Genomic DNA, 24,045 nt, shown 5'->3' with positions numbered 1-24,045 from the left:
TAGATTGAAAGGAGGTTACAGTCATGAATACAAAACAAGTTTCTCTTATCTTGACGCAAAATATCATTACGCCAGAAGGCAAAACAAGTAAGGTCACACGTAAAATCAATCAACTCAACCCAGATGCAACAAATGATGATTTACGTCGTTTTGCCACAATTATCGAAACTTTAACTGGAGAACATTATGACCAAGTTGAAGTTGTAAAGACATCCATTATTTCAATGTAAAGGAGATTATTTTTATGAACAGTAAAACTCTGGATATCACATTCGACACACTGCAACAAAAACGCGTTCGATTATCATTACCAAACATTAAACTAAACATCGACAAAGAACTTGCAGCAGCACAAGCAGATAACCTTGTGAAACTTAATATTCTCTCCACACCTGCCCTCACCTGCCCTGCAAGTAACACATGCAAAAACCGCACAATTAATCGATAAAACGATCACCGTACTCTTCTAACTGAAAAAAGCGCAGTAAAGCACACTTTTGTGCTCCGCTGCGCTTTTTTTATCAATCGTAACGAGATCTAAATCGTACTTCGTCCGCATAAAAGACCTTTCGTCTACCAAGTTTTTCACAAATCGCATATTTGTCATAAACTTCTAGAACTCTCGCCAAAGTTTTATACGATTTTGAAGTATTTAATACTTCCACATATTGTCCAACACCTAGCTCGGTCGTACTTTTTACATTTACAAAAAACATTTGGTCGTCTAATACACGTACCACTTCATGTTTTGCCATTTATATCACCACACTTATGAAGTTCGGACATAAGCGCCCTTTTCCATGATCATTTTTGGAGACGATTCTAAGATGTATTACTATTATGTATGCTTGTCACAGCATATCAATACCTATCATATCTTACAAGCCAAAATTTTGTTACATATTTTTGAAATAATTGTATAATAATACTAATTGAGAAATTCATTAAAAGGATGCATCAACATGTTATTATCGTTTATTTTACTTGGACTCCTTGCTGGCGCTGTTGTTCCATTTCAAACTTCTATCAACACAAGACTCAGTCATTATACGCAATCAACCTTTTATGCTTCGACCATTTCTTTTTTTGTTGGAACACTCTGCCTCATCTTCCTTACCGCAGTTTTACATCCATATGCGTTCACATCAAGTTATTGGAACACAGTGACAATCAATGAAACATGGTTTATCGGCGGTGTGATGGGGGTCTTATTTCTAACTGGGAATTTATTGTTATTACCAAAGATAGGTGCGTCATTAACCGTCATCACAACCATCACAGGGCAAATCTTTATGGGATGTTTAATTGATACCTTTGGCTGGTTTTATGTTACACCTCAGCCCTTTACAATTGTGAAAGGTATTGGCTTATTACTACTTCTTTTGGGGATCATTTTAATGAACTTGCAACGACGTCACGCTATGTATAAACAATCCGACCGTTCGCTGGTGTTTTGGATAATCATTGGATTGATTTTCGGGTGTGCCCCTCCGATACAAGCGGCCACGAATAGTGCGCTTGGTCAGGCAGTTGGATCCCCTATTTTTGCATCACTGATTTCTTTCTCTGTTGGTACACTTACACTCTTAGTGATTACAACTGTTTTTCATCGCCGTTTTCACATCACACGTACACACGAGACTTATGGCCCACTTAAATGGTGGGTGTTTATTGGTGGCGCATTAGGTGTGATATTTGTTACAACAATTATTGTACTGACAGCACAAATCGGTGTCACTTATACATTGGTTGCTGTTATGATTGGACAAATTATCACAAGCCTTGCTATCGATCATTTTGGTTTGCTTGGTATCCCAGCACGTAAAATAAGTCAACAGCGTCTTTTCGGACTGATTGTAATCATACTTGCTGTTACACTCATTCAATTTGCATAGCATCCTTTATATAACTTAACAATAATACTCAAAATATCCCCCTTTACACTTTGCCATTATTGAATTAACGCAACTTGCTTATTAAAGGGGGATTTGTATAATGAACCTAACTTACAAAAATGAGGTGTTCATTATGACTAAAAAAACTAAACATATCCTTTTTGCTTTTGGTATTCTTACCGTGTGTACAATAATATGTATTACCATTCTTATCGTACAATATATGACACGATCGCCTATACAAACCATAGAAGCACGACTCACTCAACCTTATCAAACCACAGGCATTGTGCAATCAGACTATTACTATCCCGTGCGATATCAACCAGATTTTGGTCAAATACAAGAAATACACGTCAAAGATGGACAATTACTATCCAAAGATTCTCCTCTTCTCACATACTATAATCCCCTCATAGTACCAGAAATCAACGCTTTATCTGCTTTTACAAAGCAAGTGACAAATACGCAACAAGCTTATACGAGTTTACATGAACTTGTAAAACTTAAAACAAAACTATATACAACCATACAAACACCTGTTCAAGGAATCGTGCGTTTGCATGAAATTGTGCCGACTAAAAAAGATTCTATCATATTAGAAATACAATCAAAGACACAAAGTATTTTGTTAAATTTACCTGAAGATCTCTATTCAAAATTAGGAACAAATCGCACCGTCAAGTTGGAACAAAAAGCAACACACAAATTGGCTCAAGGTCACATTACGTCTGTATTAGCCCCATCTAATTCTTCCATTTCAAACTATCAAACTCCACACTATCAAGTGCGTATTAAGTTGAATAAAAAGTATCCAATCGGCACACAATTTATCATTTATTTAGGGGAACCAAAGATGATATTACCTTCTGATATTTTATTCCATAAAAATTATGTTGTAATTCATAAAAATGGGAAATATGTTAAACGTATAATAGATTATGATAAAATGAATAAGCAACTTACAATTAAAAGTGGGATATTTGCTGGTGAAAAAATTGTCCGAAATCCTAATGAAACAGTATTAAAAATTAAGTAGTGTCTATACGCTTTTGCTGTTTCTTATTGTTATTGCAATCACACACAAATATGCTTGTATGAATATAACAGTTTGACTGCATCCAAATTTGTTATATAGACCTTTCATCTAACTTCTTTCAGAGCAACACCTCTTTCATTACTAAGCACATTATTTTACATTCATTTACAATACTCAAAATAACAGATATTTTTACCGGACATCATCTATCATCTTGTAGGTTTAACTTACGTGATGAATATGAGCAAAATGTATTTGCTATAATATGTAGTAGATGTATATCTTTGTGCATCATTACGTTCATACGTTAAATTATTGAAGTAATGTGAGGGACGAAGACTTTGAATCTTTAGCCACCTAAGTCAAGGGAGACAGATATTACCTTTCCGCACGATGTTATACCGACAATACACTACGTATTATGCATGCACTCGATTGTATAAGTGAAGCAGTTTTTATCGATGTATTATTTAGGAGGCTATTGCAATGACTGTATCAAAAATTAAAAATTGTTTTGAACTTTTATCCATGGTAACTTATGCTGATAAATTGAAAACGATGATTAAAAAAGAATTTCATATGACTTTTGAAGAATTTGCAGTTCTTACACATTTAAGTCATACTGTTGAACCTGAATACTTTTTAAAAGACATTATTAACAATCTCAACTATAAGCAACCACAAGTTGTGAAGGCAGTAAAGAACCTTTCTCAAGATGGTTACTTTAATAAACGACGTAACGAACAAGACGAACGTACTGTCCTAATCTTAGTTGATGATAACCAACGTCAAAAGATTGATACACTTTTAGATCAAGTAAACACGAAGATTAAAGAATCAAATATTAAACCACATTAAAAGAACGTCATATATTGAAAAATACTTTTCAATATATGACGTTCTTCTTTTATTCAGCGTCGCTCTTTGTTTGATGATAAATCAATCGTATAGATAATAATCATTACGAGTAACATAATCCATAATGTAATAGACAAATATTGTGCAATCTGTGCGTCCGGGACAATAATATCAATAGTTTTCTGAAGTAATAATAAGCCAATGCCCGTATACTCATAATGTTGACGATACAATCCATACATCGTAATAATCATCCCTGCAATTGCAACAACCATGTGTGCATAGTGCGTGACAACATGAATGCCTAAAGTAACATCAAACGTATGCATAAGCATCAATACAAATGCGCCGACTGCAAGTAACACACCTAAATAACGTTCCGATTGATTATGATAGAGATAATTTTTATTCCGTACTCTATAATAGATCAGTATAGAGATAGGCAAAATAACGAATACATATACAACAAACAAACCGGTAACAGCTCCAAACGGCACGAGTTGTTTATTGTACAAATAAGCAATCATAATAAAATTAATCACAAAAAATACGACCGGATTAAAGTGCATAATAAATAGATTCTTTTGTATCGTCAAAAGAATTTCAGCTGTGGATTTTTGTCTATAAGCTGTATAGTCGATATTTTTTTGTTCGGATTTTTGAATGTCTCTCCGTAGAATTTCTTTGATATCACTAATGACATTCGGTGAAACACCTTGATCTGATAAATACGCTTCCACACGTTTCAATAATTCACGATCATTCTCTCTCATCAAAAGCCTCCATCTTACATTGCTCTTACACAAAAAGGCAAGCGCATATTCCGCACAATTAACAATTTATAACACTTCAATTGATTTTCAATTCTCACGGAATCCCAAGTTGAGAACTATTCATTTGGGTTTTAACAGAACCAGTCGATGTGCAAAGTCATATACATCATTACAGCAGTTAAGCTTCTATGTCTATACGATATAATTTTAAAGTTTTATCTTTTGGATGTTCTGTTGCAAATTGATAGGAATATTTATCGTCTGAAATATATCCCGTATTACCTGTTACTTTATTATAGTGTGCACGTTGAATTGCTGTATCACTCACATATTTTCGTACTTCTTGATAGGTAGGACCTTGAAGCTTGTCATAAGTCATGGAGATACGAATTACTTTGGCTAAAGCTTTTTTATGACTTGCTGTAATACGCAATAAACCTTGATCCGTGTGATACTCATAATATTGTTCATGACCAAATGCCGCACTCGTATGAATGCCTTTACCTTTTTTACGAAAAACATCCTTCATATTCTGTCCTATTTTGACACCTTCTAAAACCTGGTCTCCTTTTTGTAAGGATTGCACCGATTCAATGGTGTTTCCTTCTGCAGCTGAGACAGGTGCTATCGTAAAACTCAACACCATTAAACATGTTAAGAACCAAGCATACAAGTGTTTTCCCATGAAACATACACTCCTTTTTAGTGCTGTTGAAAATAACTTGCTATGCCCAGTATAGCGCATACATTAAAAAAATAACAGTAATGTTACAAAAGCATTACAATTCCATGCTTTCTGTCGTTTTATGCATAAATGATTTGACCGTTTTAAGAAAATGATCACGCTCTTCAACAAATGGATACACACCTGAACGTTTAAACAATGAAAACGTTGCATGAGACAATTGATCCGATACATCTTTCGCTTCTAACGGTGTGACTCTTTCATTCGCTTGTCCAGATATTACAAGCGTACGTGTGTGAATATTTGGAAATAGCAACTCTACATATGTGTTAAGAAATGCATTGTCTACTGCTGCCGCTTCATGGTCTGTTAATAATGAGGCCGAGTCGTTCACATTTTTTAAAAATTTACGTACTTTTCGATTAGAATAATATAAATGATTCTCTAAAAACTTGTCTTGATCTCGTTTATCCCACGTACGAATCTTTGCCGCATACTTTCTAAACAAACGATCGTGTGGCAATAAGTCATCTTGAACTGTTGGATTAACAAGAATTAATTCTTTCACCATTTCAGGATGACGTGCAGCTAGATCTAATGCAATCGAACTTCCTAATTCGTTAGCAATAACTGTGGCACTTTCAATATATAAATAATCCATTAATTCTTTAATATCTTGACTAAATTGTGTGAAGCTAATTTTAAGTGGTTTATCCGAATAACCATGACCACGCATGTCCATTAAGATCACTTGGAAATATCTTGATAAACGCTGCGCAATCTCTTCAAATACCGTATGATTCATATAAATAGAGTGGATCATTACGATTGGATAACCATCTCCCATTGAGCGATAATTAATCGCTGTTCCATCAGACGTTCTAAATAATTTCATGGCTTTCTACCTCCCTAGGTATGTCTAATATCTCTAATAATTGTTCCAATGATGTAATCTCATAGTCCATTTCTGAGTCTAATGGTGCAAGTTCGGCATCTTGATGTTCATGACGATACCAAACACTCGTCATCTCTAGCGCATGTGCAGGGGCTACATCGTTCAAAGCATCATCGCCAACATACAGTACTTCTTGTGGCTTCACTTCAAGTTTTTCCATAATATCTTCATATATGCGCGGGTGTGGTTTTCGAAATCCAACATTTTCCGACGTTGACAGGTGATTAATATAATCTTCTATCCCCAATGCATAAATACGATATTGCTTGATTTTCGACTTACCATTTGCAATGACACCAATTTTATATCCTGCCTTACGCAATTTTTTTAGCGTGTAATGTGTATCATAAAAAGGAAACACATAGCGATAAAAATGCATTTCAAAATCACGGAATAAATCTTTCCAACTGAGACGATCCACATTGAATTGCTTCAAAATCTCTTTATATAGATTCGGCTTGTCATGGTCTTCATCATCATCCAACTCTATAAACTTTTTACGAAAGTCTGCAAATTGTACACGTACAAAGTAATCATGAAACCTTTCGTATTGTTCCTCTATAAACTTCTCTCGTGATTTTTCACGATCTAACAATGTACCTTCTAAATCAAATATAATTGCTTTAATTTGCGATGTGTCCATCTATTAACCTCATTACTTTCTGTTAAATTCCTAGGCTTATATACTAATCAATCACTCGTCTTCCTTCAACTATCATCAAATAAAACATTAATGGAATTCCTAATAATGCTAGAACAATGCTAGCAGGCAGTTGAATGGGTGCTAAAAGTTGTGCACCTAATACATCTGCTAATACCATGACACTACCACCAACAATCAGATTCATCACCATTTTATAAAGTAATCCTGAACGTATCGTTCGTTGGATAAACTGTGGTACAACCATGCCTATAAACCCGATGACCCCTACATATCCGATGATGACAGTTGCGAGTATGGTTGCACACATTAATACTGTTAACGAGAGTCGTTGAACATTCAGTCCGAGTGAAGTACTGGTGTGTACATCTAGTTGTAGCAACTTAATTTGCGGTGTCAGTAAAAATAAGCAGACACACACAACAATCAATGTAACAAACACATAGACGACTTCACGATACTCTGCAGATGAAAAACCACCGAATAAATAACCAAGAATATTTTGTAGGCGTGTTGGATTTAATTGTACAAGTAGATAGAGCGCTGCATTGAGCAATGAACCCAGCAATATTCCAGATAATATTAACGATCTTGTTGGGTAACCAGATGACAAAAGTTGTGCAACAGTCATCACTAAAATAAGCGTCAATATGCCGAAAAGAATCGCAAAAGGTGCAACCCATACGAATGTTAATCCTGAAAAAATGGCGATAGCAGCTCCTAAAGTGGCACCATTGGCTAACCCAAGTGTGAAGCTATCTGCAAGTGGATTATTCAGAATCAATTGATACATTTGTCCTGCTATCGTCAATCCCATACCCGCAAACAAAGCAAGCAATACTCTTGGCAATCTCACCTGCCATATCAATGTCGAAGTAAGTGTGTGATGCCAATCCAATTGACTGAATAATGCATAACTGATGATGCCTATTAAAAAAAGACTCCATAAACTCAAGGTTATGAAGCCTTTCCATTTACAATTACTCATAAATAGCATCTCTCAATTTTTTCATACCATCATCTAAGCGTGGACCCGGACGTGATAATAAGTCATCATTCAAAGCCTTAATACGGTCTTTCTTAACTGCTGATACTTCTTCAAAGCCACCACGTTGAGATACTGCTTGTTGATAGTCTGCTGTTGTTACACCGGATGTCGCCAACATGACATCTGGATTCTTTTTAATGATTTGTTCTTTATCAACTTTCGGCCATCCTTCTTGATCATCAAATACATTTTTCGCTTTCAACTGATGCAACATATCGTTCATGAACGTAGCGTTTCCAGTTGTATATATTTCCGGTTCCGATGCAATTTCTACAAAAACTTTTGGTGCTGTCTTTTTATTCGGAATATCCTCAATCACTTTTTTTATATTTTTCTTTGTTTCTTTCACAAGTGCTTGCGCTTCTTTTTCGGTTCTAGTCGCTTCGCCTACTTGTTCGAATGTTTGATACATTTCATTCAATGACTTTGCATCTTTAATATAAACAACTTTAATGCCACTCTTCTCTAGGCCTTCTAACACTTTACCTTGTGAAGCTTTCTGTGTTTCGTGCGCCACAATAAGATCTGGTTGTGCTTTAATCAATGCTTCCTTATTCAAGTTCATAGCATCGAATTGTTCTTTATTTTTTACATCTTCTGGATAGTCATCAACCGTCGATACTCCTACCACCTTGTCACCTAAACCAAGTTCATACAAAATTTCTGTATTACTTGGCATTAAAGAAACGATACGTTTTGGTACTTTTCCTGATGATTTGCCCCCTTCATTTGGCTGGTTTGCATTGAAGCTACACCCAGCTACAAGAAGCATTAGCATCATTAATACGATAATATGCTTAATTTTCAACTTTCACACCCCTATTATTAAAATCAATCAATACTTTCAATTATGCTCACATACAGCTAGGTGATGTTTGTCAGTACTTATGATGCGTATGGGGGCGATGACTACTATGCGCCCCTACTGTATCTATGTCAGCTTTTAATACATTGACTACATACTTTCAGGTGCTGAAACACCTACAAGGTTTAATGCATTACGTAATGTAATACGTACAGCATCAATTAATGCTAAATGCGCTTGTGTTTTTACTACATCATCTGTTAATACTTTCTCAGCATTGTAAAACTTATGGAAATGTGCAGCAAGATCTTGAATATAGTTCGTAATACGATGTGGCGCTCTTGCTTCTGCTGCACCTTCAATAACTGTCACAAACTCCGCAACTTTCTTCAATAATTCAATTGCTTTTTCATGAGTGATTGCACTATAATCACTGCCTGCTTTCACTTCATAACCTTGCTCAGCTGCTTGACGCAAAATAGAACTAATACGTGCATGTGCATATTGTGCATAGTAAACAGGATTGTCTTGTGATTGTGTTTTTGCAAGCTCCATATCAAAGTCAAAGTGTGTATCCGGGCTACGCATCGTTAAGAAATAACGTGCCGCATCAATACCGACTTCATCCATAATTTCACGCAATGTGATCGCATTGCCTGTACGCTTACTCATCTTCACTTCCACACCATCTTGCATCAAACGAACTAATTGCATGATTTGAATTTCTAAACGCTCACTATCTACACCAAATGTTTCTAGAGATGCTTTTAGACGGTTGATATAACCGTGATGATCTGCACCAAAAAGGTTGATCAATTTGTCATTACCACGTTGAATTTTATCGTAATGATAAGCGATATCTGGTAAAAAGTATGTGTAAGTACCATCTTGTTTGATTAATACACGATCTTTGTCATCTTTAAAGTCTGTTGTGCGTAACCATGTTGCACCATCTTTTTCATATGTGTAGCCAAGTTCATTCATTTTTTCAAGAACTGCTTGAATGTCCCCTTTGTCATATAGACTTGTTTCACTAAACCAATTGTCAAAATGAATGTTGAAGTCTGCCAAATCTTGACGTAGCTTGCGCATTTCATAATCAACACCGAGTTTACGGAATATTTCAATACGTTCACTATCCGACATCTCTTGAAGCTCAGGACGTGTTTTTGCTAAGTCTTCACCAATACCTACAATATCTTTTCCGTGATAGCCGTCTTCTGGCATCTCCATCTCTTTACCTAAACTTTGCCAGTAACGTGCTTCAATGGACTTCGCTAGATTCGTAATTTGGTTCCCAGCATCGTTGATATAGTATTCACGTGTCACATCATATCCTGCCGCATCCATAATATTACTCAAAGTATCGCCCACTGCCGCATTACGCGCGTGACCGATATGCAAGTCTCCTGTTGGGTTTGCTGATACATATTCGATTAATACTGTTTCATTTTTCGGTGTTTCTACACGCCCATATTGTGTATCTTTGTTTAACACATCATCAATGACAACATGTAAATAACTTGAATCCAAATAAAAATTAATGAATCCAGGACCAGCAATGTCTATTTTTTGAACATGCGCCGCTTCGGTATCTAAATGCTCAACGATAAGCTGTGCAATCTCACGTGGATTACGCTTTGCAATTTTCGTTAACACCATTGCAATATTTGTTGAATAATCACCATTTTGCGTGTCTTTAGGAATTTCAACCTTTATCGCTGGAACTGTTTCAGCAAGTTCTGCTTTCTTGATGCTTTTTTCAATTTCTTCAATTAATGTTTGTTTCACTTGATCGATGATATTCATCCTAACACTCCTCATATGTCAATTCGTATTGATAGGTGCCGATTGGCTCTTCACCTTGATATAACTTGTAATGAACTTTTAACTTACCGCCAGATTCTGTTAAAAAGTGTAACACACGTAATGTTTGTACCTTAAACACCATCTTACCTTCTGGGATATGATAAAAAGCTGTCGTTTGCTGTCCTTCTAACAAGTGCAATGTCATATGAACATCGCCTTTACGAATAATTTTAACACCGTCATTCATCATCTTGACTGTCACATTGACGTTTGTATTTTCAATCGTCTCTTCATAACGAATGAACTCGGCATTTTTTTGAATACGCACACCCTGTGTCTTGTGCGTATATTGCGTTTTCGTATCGCCTTGCTTAACAACTTGATGTATTTGTATCGCTACCTGTTGTTCCACAGTGATATCCACCTAACTTTGCAAAATAATACAAGACATTATACCATACAATTGTTATAAAAAAAGTGTGAATCTGCAAAGCTGGTCACTCTCCAGCTTGCGTTCAACACACTCATTTCATTTATTCTATCCTTTCTAATGCCTGACGTAATTCTTCGCTTGAATTATGCCACATCTCTTCATTATGCGTCTTCAAGAAAGTCGCAAGGATTCGTTTATTCTCTGCACCAATTTGATCAATGATTACTTTGTGCTTCATCGACTTGTCCATCATATTGACATGCTCAGGCATACTTTTGAATCCACGACGTATTTGTTTGTTCACAAGTAAATATGCCGCCGTTAATCCTGCATAATAGGGACCTTGTTCGCCTCTTTCTGTCGTTACCCAACAAAGCCAGTAAGGTTTTGCCCCTTCCACATCTACTGTTTCTTTGTCTGCAATCCACTTTACGCCTTTTTCAACATCTGCACGGGCATGCATTGCGCCGATATCAATAAACGCCTCTTGCGCATCGATATCGATAAAAACAGGTGCAATGTTGTCTAAACTAATAGCACCGATATTCGTTCCTTTATGACCATCTAATGGATCATTTTTAATAATATTAAAGTTAAAACCTTTTTTCTGTGTCACGAAGATACCTCCATTCATCGTTGCATAATGATTTTACAAATTATTTCAATTCATCGAGTAAGTTAATGATTGAATCTTTCAACTGAGTATCTTGAATATTCAACACCCGCTCTTTCGGGTAGTAAAGTTTATAATCTTGACGTTTAATCCCTGTAATACTTGAAATAATGCGTGATTGACTGCTGATTTCTCGAATGTCTCCATTCGGTTTCAATAGATGGATTGACTTGCGATTAGATCCGGGTCTGTCATAATCGTACGGCAAGTCAGAGATAGAATCACTTACAAAGTAATAGGTAGGATCAATCCCTGCCTTTTCAAAAAGATCAATGAGTTCCGTCTTCGTAATATAGCTTCCGTCAAACGGTAAAAATTTAAACAAATCTCGTTGTATAAAACGGCGTGACAAATCAGTCAAAATAGGATCTGTCTCATTCATCCACTCTTTCAAATAAAACACGACATCCGTCTCGTCTAGCTTAATATATGATTCAAGCGTAACATTTTGTTCAAAAAATGGCACAAAATCTCGTGGTGCCGTTCGGAATTGATAACCATGCTCGTACAAGTACTTCGCTCTCTTAAAACAATTGTTCAGCAGTACTTCGCCGCCACGACTCACCGGATGGAAATATACTTGCCAATACATTTGGTAACGACTCATAATAAAGCTTTCCACCGCATGCATGCCACTTTCTTTGATCAATACTTCATCTGCTGATGGCCGCATCAAACGTAAAATACGCTCCATGTCAAACATCCCGTAAGACACACCTGTAAAATACGCATCTCGTTGTAAATAATCCATACGATCCGCATCAATTTGTGATGAAATCATAGAAATAACTAACTTATTGTCATGTGTTTTATTAATTACTTCCGCTACTTCTAGTGGAAATGTATCTGACACTCTGCGTAGTACAGTATTCACTTCCGTGTCTCCTGTTATAATCGCTTGTGTATACGCTTCATGATCTGTACCGAAAATCTTCTCAAAACTATGTGAAAATGGACCATGTCCTAAATCATGCAACAACGCTGCGCATAAAGCAAGAGGGCGATCACTATCTTGCCATTCCGCTCTTCCTCTGAACGTCTCGTCAATCATGCGTCTTACAATCTCGTATACACCGAGTGAATGCCCAAAACGACTATGTTCGGCAGTGTGAAATGCAAAGTTCAATGTCCCGAGTTGCTTAATGCGTCTTAATCGCTGAAACTCTTTTGTTTTGATTAAATCCCATATGAGCTGATCTTGGACATGTATATATCGATGTATCGGGTCTTTGAATACCTTTTCTTCTGGCAACTTGCGATTGACGTATACTTCTTCTATCAATCGACATTCCTCCTTTATGAGAACCTAAGCCAACTGCTTCTTCATCAATGCAAGTGACATTGTCTCGCCATACATAACATGTTCATATGTACGTATCACTTCAAAGCCTTCACCTTTATAAAAGGTGACAGCTTTTTCATTGTGCGTATCAACTTCTAAATAGATCGCATCATATTGGTCTTTATAATGTGCTAATCCTTGGTCTAACAATAAACGGCCATAACCTTTATTTTGAGAATGTGGACGCACATAGTGAGCAGAAAGATAGAGTTCGCTTCCTTGAATAAAGTTTGCAAACCCAACAACGGTCTCATCTTCTATTGCCACTAAAAATAATTGTTCATCTAATCTTTTAAGTAAATGTGCCTCATTATATGAAGCAGCGAGTAGTTCATTAACGGTACGCGCAGCATATATATTCAAATACGTGTTATACCATGCTTTTGTAGCTACATCGCGAATACCAATGACATCTTCGGGTGTCGCTCTTCTCACTTCATACGCCATATTCATCGCTCCTTATATGCTTTAGAATACCTTTGATTATACCACATTTCTACTTCATGTGAGGCTTATTTCATCCTTGTCATTACGCATGTTCAGCCGCATATTGTTCATTCCATCGAATCGCTTTATTTATCGCATAAGTGTCCTTATCGATTTCACCTGGTAACTTTGCATAGCCGATTAAATAATCTTGCAAGTGCGCTCCTAAAAATTGCAAGCTATAATCAACTTGTTGCACACAAGGCAATGCTTTGACACGTGGACTATCACCACCGATTAATATCAATCGGAAGTTAATATCCGACAAACGTGATTTCGTCGCTTTATCATTAGAGGCCTCTAACACTTCAGACCATTGTTCAATAAAGTGCTGCATCGTTGTGCTGATCGTATACCAATTAACAGGGGATACCAATATCACATCTTCACTTGCTAATATTTGTTCTGTTAATTGTTGATACTCTTGACACACCTGCTCATCGGTTGGCACGACATCATCATGTGATGTTTCGACTACGTCTTCTAAATGAATCCATCTATAATCTTGTCCTTCAAGCACTTGTTCAGTCAACTTGGCCGTATTCCCTTTTTCACGACCACCACCAAATAATACTGTAATCATTTTTAAACATCCCTTTTAATTCTCTCTTTTTATTATTGTATTGCTATTATTCCCATTTATGACGGACATTATTCATAGAAGTTGTGATTCATTGCAATATACAGCAATTTGAGCACATAAAAAACCCGCATTCAATGTAGAATACGGGTCTGTATATCTATATCAAGTCGTTACTGTTGTTTGCGTTTCGCTAACTTTTCTTTCAACTTGCGATCTTGTTCTTCTTTTCGACGTTTTCTTTCTTCGTTTCGCTTTCTTAAACGTTCCTCTTCTTCAGGATCACGTGGTTTTTGAAGTTGCTTCTCAACCTTTTCCATTAATTCGTCTTCTGTGAGTGCAGCGAGTGGACGGTTATTAACGAATGCGAAAGTTTTACGTCTTCCTGGTCCGCAATATGATTGGCAACCAATCTCTATTTCAGCATCAGGATCAAGTTTTTTTAGTTTATTCGTGACGCTTTTAAGATTTACTGCCTGACAATCATCACAAACCATGAATTTGTTTTTCACCTAGCTCCACCTCTCTTAGCATAATACCGCTACTCATTTTACACGTCTTTGAAATAATTTCAAGTTGATTGTCTAGTTTATCGTGTAATGTTCACAACTAAGAAAGGCACATACTCAAATCATTTTACGACTTATGCAGCGGAATACTTTGTGTCACATCAATACCTAATACAGGTGGTAACACGAAGTATACAATCACAATGATGACGATAATACTGATCAAGTTCATGATAAAACCTTTCACTGCCATTTCCTTGATCTCTATCTTACCTGTTCCGAAAACAATCGCATTCGGCGGCGTACCAACTGGTAACATATATGCACAGTTAGCAGCCATCACTGCAGGTGCCATCAATAGTAAAGGATGGACGTTAATCGCTACTGAAAGCGTTGCTAGAATAGGTAGAATCATTGTAGCTGTCGCTGTATTAGACGTAATCTCTGTTAAGAATAAGATAAAGACTGTAATCACGATGACAATTAATATTGGACTTACACCTTTGAGTGATGTCATTTGTAAGCCTAACCACGTTGCCAAACCACTCTCTTGAATCCCTTTTGCCAATGCCAAGCCACCACCGAAGAGTAAGAGTACGCCCCACGGCAACTCTTTCGCAACAGACCAATCTAAAATACGTTTATGCTGATCTTTAGCTGGGATTAAGAATAATAAAATTGACACGAAAATTGCGATAGTTCCATCCGCAACCATCTCTGTAAAATGCCAGTTAGATAACAAAAATTCACGTGAAATCCAAAGCGTTGATGCTAAGATAAAGATGCAGAATACAACCTTCTCTTCGTACTTCACCTTACCCAATCCGTCAAGTTTATCTTTGATGACTTTTTGCCCACCTGGCAATTCTTTCATATCATGTCTGAATGCAACAAATTGGAAATACAACCATGCCAAGAAGATCAAAATAATGACTGTCGGCACACCAATAATCATCCATTTCGCAAAGCTTAATTCTTCCCCAAAGTTTGCGGCATATTGCCCTTTTAAAATAATAAGCGGTGGTGTCCCAATCAATGTTCCTAATCCACCAATCGTACCTGCATATCCGATACCTAATACAAGTGAACGTTCAAACTTCGCAATACTCGAGTCATCCTCATGGTTCTCTTTTAACGCATGTGCCTCTTTAATAATCGCCAAACCGATTGGAATCATAATCATTACGGCTGCAGTATTAGAGACAAACATCGATAAACCACTCGTCGCAACCATGAATCCGAGTAGAATCCGTCCCGTACTCGTTCCAATTGAATTAATAATTGTTAATGCAATACGTGTATGTAAATCCCAACGCTCCATTGCAATTGCTAAAATAAAACCACCTAAAAATAAATAAATGATATCATTTCCATATTGTGCTGATACCGTTGCACTGTCCATTACATGACCGAGCGGCATCAAAATCAATGGTAACAAACTTGTTGCCGGTATTGGGATTGCCTCAGTAATCCACCAAATGGCAATCCAAACAGTAATCGCTAACACATATAACCCTTTAAAACTAAGGTCATCTGGTCGTACGAACAATAAGATAAGTCCAAACATAAGTGGCCCTAACACTAACCCAATCAGTTGTGCTAATGTGTACGATGGATTCTTCTTCTTGTCCGTAAAAAAAGTTAATAATCGAGATTCTTTTGGATTTGACATAATACTCCCCCTTGCTGACTTTGTTTCATTCCCTTTTAATGATGTATCACATTTTAAAATAGTATATCACAATAAATATATGTTATGATAGCGCTTTTTTACACCTTGTCATTTTGTTTAAAAGAAAAGACTGATGTGTCTCTCACACTAAAACATGAGACAATCATCAGTCTGTATATATTGCTCTAATTTATGCTTACGAACGTAATTTGTGTTGGCGTTTCGGCCGTATAATCGGTATAGGTTTTCTAATAAATGACTTCGCAAATTGATCTGACATAAGTAAACCAACTGCAATCGCACCTGCTATCAATGTTGCTCGGATAAAAATATCGTTCGCTTCATTAAATTCTAACGTCAGCAGTTTTTGTGCTGCCTTAAAGAAGATACTCCCCGGCACAAGTGGGATAATACCTGGAACCATAAAAAGAATCACTGGTGCTTTGTAACGACGTGCCATCATATGACTCATAATTCCAAGTATAAAACTCCCACATAGGCTCGCATAAATACTATCAATGCCGAATGACATATGCACAAGGTGGAACGTTAAATAACCAAAGCCACCACACAAACCTGCTGGCAAAAACAAGCGACGTGGTGCATCATAAATAAACGCAAAGCAAAATGAGGTTAAAAAACTACATATGAAAATAAGTGATATCGTCATCGTTCAACCTCCTATAACAGTATAAATGCAGTGGTAATGCCTGCACCAATCGCAAATGATGTCACGATTGCTTCTAAAAACTTCGCCGTAAACATCAACATATGTCGCTCGAATAAATCTTGAATTGCGGTCGTAATCAATACTCCTGGTACGATTGGCATCACACCTGCTGTAATGGTGGCTGCCAAATTCGGACTGCCAATCCAATGATTGAGCGGAATCGCAACTGCTCCAATAACAAATGCACCTAAAAAGTCTGGAATAAACAAGGTAAGTTGCTTGCCTTTCATATATTCTGTGACGAAGTATCCTAGCGCACCTGCAAGGACCGCAGGCAATAAGTCTTGCCAGCCGCCCCCTTGCAAATACAAAAATCCCATAGAAATCAATCCTGCAAACAACATCTTGTGCCATAACGCATAACGGTGAGACGTCTTATCAATCCGCTTCAAAGTTTGATATGCTTCTTCAAAAGATACCTTTTGTTGTGCAATTTGGCGTGATATATGATTGACTAAAAAGACTTTATGCAAGTTTGTATCATTCTTTTTTATCTTAACCATACGTGTATCATGATCAGGTGATAACGAGAAATTAATAAAGATATTGAGCGCATACCCTTGTGTTTCTTCATAACCATATGCAATCGCAATGCGCTGCATCGTATCTTCTACACGATTTGCCTCTGCCCCACATTCTAATAAAATGCGCCCAGCAAGCATCACAATATTCATCACGTCTTGATCTGACGGTCTAGATTGAACCAACGTTGTCACCTTCTTTTAAACAATCTTTATGTTCTCTTTACAGTGAAGAGATAGAGTGGCACACCAAGCAACAACCCTACAATGGCGATGCCCGACCCTAATGGATCTGAAATAAACGTATTAATAATAATAAATAAACCACCAGACATCGCAAGTATCGGTAACACTGGATAGAGTGGCACTGAAAACGCACGCTTTCGTCCTTTATTTTTACGTCTTAAAATAAACAAACCAACAAATGACGCCATATAGAAGAAATAGATAATAAAAATCGTAATCTCTGATAAATAATCTGCATCAAAAACTGTCGGGAAACAAATGCTTAAAGTTAAAATAATAACTGTTAGTACACTCATTACAATATGTGCACCAATCGGTGAACCGAAACGCTTGCTCACATACTGAACATGTTGTGAGTACGGTAATAAATTGTCTTGAGCCATCGCAAATGGAATACGTGGGAAAGTGATCAACTTACCATTCAACGTTCCAATAATGGATACAATTAACCCGATATTTACAATTTTCGCTCCAACACTACCAAATAAAATAACAGCCGCTTCTGCACTCACACTATTTCCAAACAAATAAACTTCTGATGCCGGTAATGTCTTAAAAATCGCCACATTAATCATCACATAAACAAGTGTGACGATTAAGATTCCAATTAACATCGCTAACGGCAAATGTTTTTGTGGATTTTTCATCTCACCAGACATCGTCGTCAACATGATCCAACCGTCATATGCGAACAATGTTGCCAAAACTGCACGTCCAAAATTGACCGTTCCATCATTATTCATGATTAATTGTGTCACATCACTGCCGAATACACCTTCTTGACCATACACTAAACCAAAAACAACAATCGCAAAAATTGGAATCAGTTTGGCGACTGTTGATATATTTTGCATCGCATTCGCATAATACGTTCCAATAATATTCAATAGAAGTAAAAATAGGAAGATTCCTGCCCCGATTGGAATGATCCAAAAACTACTAATCGCAAAGAATTTCGTAATTAAAATACCTAAAAAGAGAATGAGCGATACAATAATCGCTGGTCCATAAAGGACGGTTAATGTGTACCCTGTTAAAAAACCCCAAAATGAACCATAAATATCTTTAATATAAGCATACAAACCACCTGTTCGTGTGATCTGCGCACCGACTTCGGCAATCGTTAAGCCAGATGCTAACGTAAGTATACCCCCAAGTAACCATGCCAAAAGCGCTAAATTACTCGTTCCAGCGTATGCCAACACAGAACTTGGCTTTACGAATACCCCTGATCCTATAATTGTACCGACAATAATCGTAACAGCTGTAAACAAGCCAATGGTTGGCTTCAAAGTTTGCTTATCCGAACTCATTGCCACGCCTCCCCTTACAATTCTTTTTATATTGTTCCCTATACTATAACACGGGTATGCACAGAAATCTTATTTTTATAAAAATTTTTACACTTAAAATCATTGCATCTTAAATTTGAGAAGACATCGATATTTTATCTAATCGGCATACATTGTCATATTATGATCAAACATACAAAACTATTGAAAAATCCAATCAAAAAACTGGCTCACACATTGATGTAAGCCAGTCTTATGTCTATCATATTATTTATTTTTCAGGAAGTGCCATCATCGTATGAAGTGTCTCGCTGTCAAGCTTGTTGCCGATGAAGAAGCTACCAAACTCACCATAACGTGCTGTTGTTTCATCGAAGCGCATTTCATAGACGATTTTTTTGAATTGTAATACATCATCTGAGAAGAGTGTCACACCCCACTCAAAATCATCGAAGCCAACAGAACCTGTAATAAACTGCTTAATCTTACCAGCATATTTACGACCAATCATTCCGTGATCATACATTAACTTTTTACGTTCTTCCATTGACAACATATACCAGTTGTATGTTTCATTACGACGCTTGTTCATTGGATAGAAACAAATATAGTCTGTTTCCGGTAATTGTGGATATAAGCGTGCACGTACATGTGGATTTTCATACGGGTCTTCATCTGATTGACCTGCAAGATAGTTACTCAATTCTACAACTGACACATATGAATATGTTGGGATGAAGTGGTCCGCAATTGGTAACTTGTTGATTGCCGTCTCAATTGCTGTTAAGTCTTTCATTTCAGGGCGTAAGAACCAAAGTAAAATATCTGCCTTTTGACCCGCAACGTTATATGACACGTGATCTCCTTCGCCAGCTTCTTTTGCACCTTTCAGTTCTGTTAACAATCCTTCAAACTCTGCAAGCATTTGTTCACGTTCTGCTTGCGGTACTAAACGCCATGATGCCCAATCAACTGCATAAAATAAATGCAAGCTATACCATCCATCTAAAGTTTCTGCTGCATGACTCATTCAGAACACTCCTTATTATTAATTTACAAATAAATAGTACCATATTCCTTATGTAAAAACGAAAAAAACGGCGTTCAGTTGACGTCTTGGAAATCTCATAAAAAATAGCGTATAATAGTAAGCGGAAAATTATGCTATAACATGTCAAAGGAGGACATATTATGTCTAGCTTATTAAATGTATTAAAAGACAAATTGTCAGGCAAAAACGTTCGTATTGTATTACCAGAAGGAGAAGATGCACGTGTATTATCAGCAGCCGTTGAATTACAAGCATCTGACTATGTCGCACCTATCGTATTAGGTAACGAAGACAATATTAAAAAGTTAGCTGCAGATGAAGGTTTAAACATTGAAGGTATTGAAGTGATTCAACCTGATACAAGCGACCTTAAAGCAGAATTAGTAGAAAAATTCGTAGAGCGTCGTAAAGGTAAAGCAACTGAAGAACAAGCACAAGAGTTACTTAACAACGTTAACTACTTCGGTACAATGCTTGTTTATGCAGGTAAAGCTGAAGGACTTGTAAGTGGTGCTGCGCATTCAACTGCAGACACTGTACGTCCTGCACTACAAATCATCAAAACAAAACCAGGTGTGTCAAGAACATCAGGTGTATTCTTCATGATTAAAGAAGATAAACAATATCTTTTCGGTGACTGTGCCATCAACCCAGAACTTGGTGCATCAGACTTAGCTGAAATTGCAATCGAAAGTGCAAAAACAGCACAAAGCTTTGGTATGGATCCAAAAGTTGCAATGTTAAGCTTCTCAACAAAAGGTTCAGCGAAATCAGATGACACTGAAAAAGTTGTTCAAGCTGTTGAACTTGCACAAGAAAAAATTGACAGCGAAAACTTAACAGATGTTGTTGTTGATGGTGAATTCCAATTCGACGCAGCAATCGTTCCAGAAGTTGCGAAGAAAAAAGCGCCTGGGGCAAAAATTCAAGGTGATGCAAATGTATTCATCTTCCCTAGCTTAGAAGCTGGTAACATCGGATACAAAATTGCACAACGTTTAGGCGGTTTTGACGCAGTAGGTCCTGTATTACAAGGTCTTAACTCACCAGTAAACGACTTATCACGTGGCTGCTCTTCAGAAGACGTTTATAACTTATCTATCATCACAGCAGCACAATCATTACAATAATGGATCTCGCTTCTAAATATTTCAATGGTGTGACTTGGCGTTACATCGACCATACGACAGGTCTTGAACCAATGCAGTCTTTCGCATTTGACGACACTTTTTCTGAAAGTGTCGGAAAGGACTTGTCTCCGAATGTTGTCAGAACTTGGATTCATCAGCACGTCGTCATCTTAGGCATACATGATTCACGATTGCCTTATTTAAAAGATGGTATTTCATACTTAACAGATGAACAAGGTTACAATGCGATTGTACGTAATTCTGGTGGATTAGGTGTCGTACTCGATCAAGGTGTACTAAATATCTCACTCATCTTTAAAGGTAAAACTGAGATTACCATCGATGAAGCATTCACAGTGATGTATCTATTGATTTCTAAGATGTTTGAAGATGATCATCTCGACATCGACACCTATGAAATTGTACATTCTTATTGTCCAGGTAAGTTCGATTTAAGTATTAATGGTAAAAAGTTTGCAGGTATTTCTCAACGCCGTGTACGCGGGGGGGTTGCCGTTCAAATCTACCTTTGCGTAGAAGGTTCAGGTGCTGAACGTGCACAACTCATGCACGACTTCTATGAACATGCACTAAAAGGTGAAGTCACAAAGTTCAGCTATCCTGATATTCATCCAGACTGTATGGCATCATTGGAGACATTACTCAAACGTGATATCACCGTACAAGACGTCATGTTCAAGTTGCTCTATGCGATCAAAGACTTAGGTGGTACTTTGAACACAGACCCTATAACACCAGATGAATGGTCCCGCTATGAGCACTACTATGATCGTATGCTCGCACGTAACGCAAAAATTAATCACCTAATTGAAGATTAATATAAATTTTCCCCAATCAATGAATTTTCTCGTTGATTGGGGTTTTTATTTACGTATGACAGACGGTTAGATATCATATATATAATAAAACTGGAAAGCGATGTGAATAATAGCAATTATCTTGTATCAGTTGGTCTTTTCATCAGAGTTGGCTTAGGCAGCTTATTTGATTAACTTTTAGTGGGTGCCTGCCTAGGACTCGACATCGTCTTATTCATTAAATCATTTATGAAAGATAAATAATGATGACAAACCAAAAATCACAGCCTCTCCATCTTTATTGAAGAAACTGTGATTTTAATTATTCTTTCGACATGTAATATGATTTATCATGCAAGAAAAAGCTCATGATAAGGGCGAGTCCACTCAAAGCTGTCGCAACCCAGAAAGCACTATTCACACCATCAACTGCTGCAAGTTCATTCACAAACTGTAAAATAGCTGCTGTTGCTTGCTGTTCTCCACCTAGTTGTTGTGCCAAAGCTTGTAACTGATCTTGAATAAATGGTTGCGTTGTATCTAGATCTTGCTGGAATGTTGCAAGATGCGTATCTGTTTGCCGAGTCATAACAGTTACTAAAATAGCCGTACCAATAGAACCAGCTAATTGACGCATTGTATTGATTAATGCATTTCCATGTGAGATAAGTCGAGAAGGTAGTGCATTCATACCAGCTGTCATAATAGGCATCATAATAAAACTCATCCCGAAAGAACGTACAATATAAATCCATAAAATGGATGAATAGGGTGTATCCATCGTTAATTGTGTTAATTCCCACGTACCATACGTCGTAATTGTTAAACCAATAATTGCCAGAGGTTTAATACCAATTGTATCTAACAGTTTACCGGCAATTGGCCCCATAAAGCCCATAATAAGTGCACCAGGCAAGAGTAACAATCCAGAATCAATTGCTGAGAATCCACGTAAATTTTGTAAGTAAATTGGGAGTAAAATCATCCCACCAAATAAACTCATTGTGACAATCATATTGATAGCAGCTGTCAGTGTATATCCTGGATATTTGAGTACTTCAAAACTTAACATTGGTGCTCTCATCGTCATTTCACGAATAACAAATGCAATTGTAAAGACCACACCAATTACTAACATTACAATAATTTTTGTAGATCCCCAGCCATCGTTACCCGCTTCACTAAAGCCATACAATAAAGCACCAAAACCAATCGTACTAAATATCACCCCTGGCATATCTGCTTTCGGTTGTGACGTACGTTGATACATACCAAACCAAAAATATGCAAAAACTAATGAGATTAGTGCTATAACAAACATACCGATAAACATTGTATGCCAATCATAATGATCAACGATATAACCAGAAAGTGTCGGCCCGATTGCTGGCGCTAATATCATTGCGATTCCCAATGTTCCCATTGCCATACCACGTTTTTCTGGTGGAAAAATTGTCATAAAAACATTAGTTCCAAGAGGCATCAAAATACCCGCACCTGCTGCTTGCAATATACGACCTGACATCATGATTGGAAAGTTCCAAGCAATACCACAAACAAGTGACCCAACAGAAAAAATCAACATAGAGAATAAAAACAAACGTCGGTATGAATATTTCTCAAATAAGAAAGCACTGATTGGTATTAATATCCCATTCACCAACATAAATCCTGTCATTAACCACTGCCCTGTTGCAGCAGTAATATTAAAATCAGTATTAATTTTTGGCAATGCGGTATTCAATAATGTCTGATTCAATATGGCAATAAACATGCCAAATAACATCGCAGCCAACACTTTATTACGTGTAATTCCTTCTTTAAATCGATATTGTGTGACAGTTCCCTTCACTTGATCAGAAATAGGTTCATTTACGTCTACCGCATTATGTTCATCTATCAACTGTGCTTGGTGGACTTCTTTATTGAAATGTATCTGTTTTTTCTTACGTCTTTGAAGTAACGTGAGGTTCATCAATACAATCACGATGAGTGAAACAATACTATATATCATCACAAACATTGGATGACCTC

At 37.0% G+C, this 24,045-nt stretch carries 27 protein-coding genes; 7 read left to right on the top strand and 20 right to left on the bottom strand.

Annotation, left to right across the window (positions count from 1 at the left end):
* The first annotated feature begins 23 nt into the window (after positions 1–23).
* A complete protein-coding gene (sroA, locus tag MUA51_RS01730; RefSeq protein WP_262560167.1) occupies positions 24–230 on the top strand; it encodes a sigS mRNA-stabilizing protein SroA in 207 nt (68 codons plus the stop codon).
* A 14-nt stretch (positions 231–244) separates the two neighbouring features.
* Complete coding sequence (locus MUA51_RS01725; protein WP_262560166.1) at positions 245–448, top strand: DUF2922 domain-containing protein; 204 nt, start codon at positions 245–247, stop codon at positions 446–448.
* Positions 449–521: 73 nt separating this feature from the next.
* Here MUA51_RS01725 and MUA51_RS01720 read toward each other — a convergent pair whose 3' ends face one another.
* Positions 522–755, bottom strand: coding sequence for a hypothetical protein (locus MUA51_RS01720; protein WP_262560165.1), 234 nt, complete (start codon positions 753–755; stop codon positions 522–524).
* Positions 756–962: 207 nt separating this feature from the next.
* Between MUA51_RS01720 and MUA51_RS01715 the strand changes: the two genes are divergently transcribed.
* From MUA51_RS01715 to sarA, 3 genes are all read left to right on the top strand, one after another.
* Positions 963–1,895: a DMT family transporter gene (locus MUA51_RS01715; protein WP_262560164.1), complete on the top strand. Its 933-nt coding sequence runs from the start codon at positions 963–965 to the stop codon at positions 1,893–1,895.
* Between the two features lie 133 nt (positions 1,896–2,028).
* Positions 2,029–2,934, top strand: coding sequence for an efflux RND transporter periplasmic adaptor subunit (locus MUA51_RS01710; protein WP_262560163.1), 906 nt, complete (start codon positions 2,029–2,031; stop codon positions 2,932–2,934).
* A 486-nt stretch (positions 2,935–3,420) separates the two neighbouring features.
* Positions 3,421–3,792, top strand: coding sequence for a global transcriptional regulator SarA (gene sarA / locus MUA51_RS01705; RefSeq protein WP_095115363.1), 372 nt, complete (start codon positions 3,421–3,423; stop codon positions 3,790–3,792).
* 53 nt (positions 3,793–3,845) lie between these two features.
* Here sarA and MUA51_RS01700 read toward each other — a convergent pair whose 3' ends face one another.
* The 18 genes from MUA51_RS01700 to hemQ form a co-directional block, all read right to left on the bottom strand.
* Positions 3,846–4,565, bottom strand: coding sequence for a hypothetical protein (locus tag MUA51_RS01700; protein ID WP_262560162.1), 720 nt, complete (start codon positions 4,563–4,565; stop codon positions 3,846–3,848).
* A 178-nt stretch (positions 4,566–4,743) separates the two neighbouring features.
* Positions 4,744–5,250 carry an SA0570 family protein gene (locus MUA51_RS01695; protein ID WP_262560161.1) on the bottom strand — a complete coding sequence of 169 codons (507 nt, stop codon included), beginning with the start codon at positions 5,248–5,250 and terminating at the stop codon, positions 4,744–4,746.
* A 94-nt stretch (positions 5,251–5,344) separates the two neighbouring features.
* Entirely contained in the window at positions 5,345–6,145 is an 801-nt protein-coding gene (locus tag MUA51_RS01690; protein ID WP_262560160.1) for an alpha/beta fold hydrolase, read from the bottom strand.
* Positions 6,132–6,848, bottom strand: coding sequence for an HAD family hydrolase (locus MUA51_RS01685; protein ID WP_262560159.1), 717 nt, complete (start codon positions 6,846–6,848; stop codon positions 6,132–6,134). Before MUA51_RS01685 ends, MUA51_RS01690 begins: the two co-directional genes overlap by 14 nt.
* Before the next feature lie 43 nt (positions 6,849–6,891).
* Positions 6,892–7,854 carry a FecCD family ABC transporter permease gene (locus MUA51_RS01680; protein ID WP_262560158.1) on the bottom strand — a complete coding sequence of 321 codons (963 nt, stop codon included), beginning with the start codon at positions 7,852–7,854 and terminating at the stop codon, positions 6,892–6,894.
* The gene (locus MUA51_RS01675; RefSeq protein WP_481906522.1) at positions 7,847–8,695 is read right to left on the bottom strand and encodes an ABC transporter substrate-binding protein; all 849 of its coding nucleotides are present in this window, start codon (positions 8,693–8,695) and stop codon (positions 7,847–7,849) included. Before MUA51_RS01675 ends, MUA51_RS01680 begins: the two co-directional genes overlap by 8 nt.
* A gap of 174 nt (positions 8,696–8,869) precedes the next feature.
* On the bottom strand, positions 8,870–10,528 hold the full coding sequence (gene argS, locus MUA51_RS01670; RefSeq protein WP_262560156.1) for an arginine--tRNA ligase: 1,659 nt from the start codon (positions 10,526–10,528) through the stop codon (positions 8,870–8,872).
* A gap of 1 nt (position 10,529) precedes the next feature.
* Positions 10,530–10,940 carry a YwiB family protein gene (locus tag MUA51_RS01665; RefSeq protein ID WP_262560155.1) on the bottom strand — a complete coding sequence of 137 codons (411 nt, stop codon included), beginning with the start codon at positions 10,938–10,940 and terminating at the stop codon, positions 10,530–10,532.
* Between the two features lie 121 nt (positions 10,941–11,061).
* Complete coding sequence (locus MUA51_RS01660; protein ID WP_262560154.1) at positions 11,062–11,595, bottom strand: YwhD family protein; 534 nt, start codon at positions 11,593–11,595, stop codon at positions 11,062–11,064.
* A gap of 22 nt (positions 11,596–11,617) precedes the next feature.
* A complete protein-coding gene (locus tag MUA51_RS01655; RefSeq protein ID WP_262560848.1) occupies positions 11,618–12,913 on the bottom strand; it encodes an HD domain-containing protein in 1,296 nt (431 codons plus the stop codon).
* 27 nt (positions 12,914–12,940) lie between these two features.
* On the bottom strand, positions 12,941–13,423 hold the full coding sequence (locus tag MUA51_RS01650) for a GNAT family N-acetyltransferase (RefSeq protein WP_262560153.1): 483 nt from the start codon (positions 13,421–13,423) through the stop codon (positions 12,941–12,943).
* Between the two features lie 82 nt (positions 13,424–13,505).
* Positions 13,506–14,045 (bottom strand): flavodoxin family protein, encoded by a 540-nt coding sequence (locus MUA51_RS01645; protein WP_262560152.1) that lies wholly within the window; start codon positions 14,043–14,045, stop codon positions 13,506–13,508.
* A 170-nt stretch (positions 14,046–14,215) separates the two neighbouring features.
* Positions 14,216–14,554: a YuzB family protein gene (locus tag MUA51_RS01640; RefSeq protein WP_095115334.1), complete on the bottom strand. Its 339-nt coding sequence runs from the start codon at positions 14,552–14,554 to the stop codon at positions 14,216–14,218.
* A gap of 124 nt (positions 14,555–14,678) precedes the next feature.
* Positions 14,679–16,223: an SLC13 family permease gene (locus MUA51_RS01635; RefSeq protein ID WP_262560151.1), complete on the bottom strand. Its 1,545-nt coding sequence runs from the start codon at positions 16,221–16,223 to the stop codon at positions 14,679–14,681.
* A 196-nt stretch (positions 16,224–16,419) separates the two neighbouring features.
* Positions 16,420–16,893, bottom strand: coding sequence for a threonine/serine exporter family protein (locus MUA51_RS01630; protein ID WP_262560150.1), 474 nt, complete (start codon positions 16,891–16,893; stop codon positions 16,420–16,422).
* 11 nt (positions 16,894–16,904) lie between these two features.
* Entirely contained in the window at positions 16,905–17,627 is a 723-nt protein-coding gene (locus MUA51_RS01625; protein WP_262560847.1) for a threonine/serine exporter family protein, read from the bottom strand.
* Between the two features lie 59 nt (positions 17,628–17,686).
* Positions 17,687–19,033, bottom strand: coding sequence for an APC family permease (locus MUA51_RS01620; RefSeq protein WP_262560149.1), 1,347 nt, complete (start codon positions 19,031–19,033; stop codon positions 17,687–17,689).
* 250 nt (positions 19,034–19,283) lie between these two features.
* A complete protein-coding gene (gene hemQ, locus MUA51_RS01615; protein WP_262560148.1) occupies positions 19,284–20,042 on the bottom strand; it encodes a hydrogen peroxide-dependent heme synthase in 759 nt (252 codons plus the stop codon).
* Between the two features lie 161 nt (positions 20,043–20,203).
* On the opposite strand from hemQ, the gene pta reads away from it, so the two are divergent.
* Positions 20,204–21,193, top strand: a complete 990-nt coding sequence (pta, locus tag MUA51_RS01610; protein ID WP_262560147.1) for a phosphate acetyltransferase — start codon at positions 20,204–20,206, stop codon at positions 21,191–21,193.
* The gene (locus tag MUA51_RS01605) at positions 21,193–22,032 is read left to right on the top strand and encodes a lipoate--protein ligase family protein (RefSeq protein WP_262560146.1); all 840 of its coding nucleotides are present in this window, start codon (positions 21,193–21,195) and stop codon (positions 22,030–22,032) included. The genes pta and MUA51_RS01605 overlap by 1 nt, the downstream gene beginning before the upstream one ends.
* Before the next feature lie 301 nt (positions 22,033–22,333).
* On the opposite strand, the gene MUA51_RS01600 is transcribed toward MUA51_RS01605, so the two are convergent.
* Positions 22,334–24,034, bottom strand: coding sequence for a DHA2 family efflux MFS transporter permease subunit (locus MUA51_RS01600; RefSeq protein WP_262560145.1), 1,701 nt, complete (start codon positions 24,032–24,034; stop codon positions 22,334–22,336).
* Positions 24,035–24,045: the final 11 nt, after the last annotated feature.

This window comes from Staphylococcus sp. IVB6214, assembly GCF_025558585.1.
Lineage (GTDB): Bacteria > Bacillota > Bacilli > Staphylococcales > Staphylococcaceae > Staphylococcus.
This window is presented reverse-complemented; position numbering and strand designations above follow the sequence as displayed.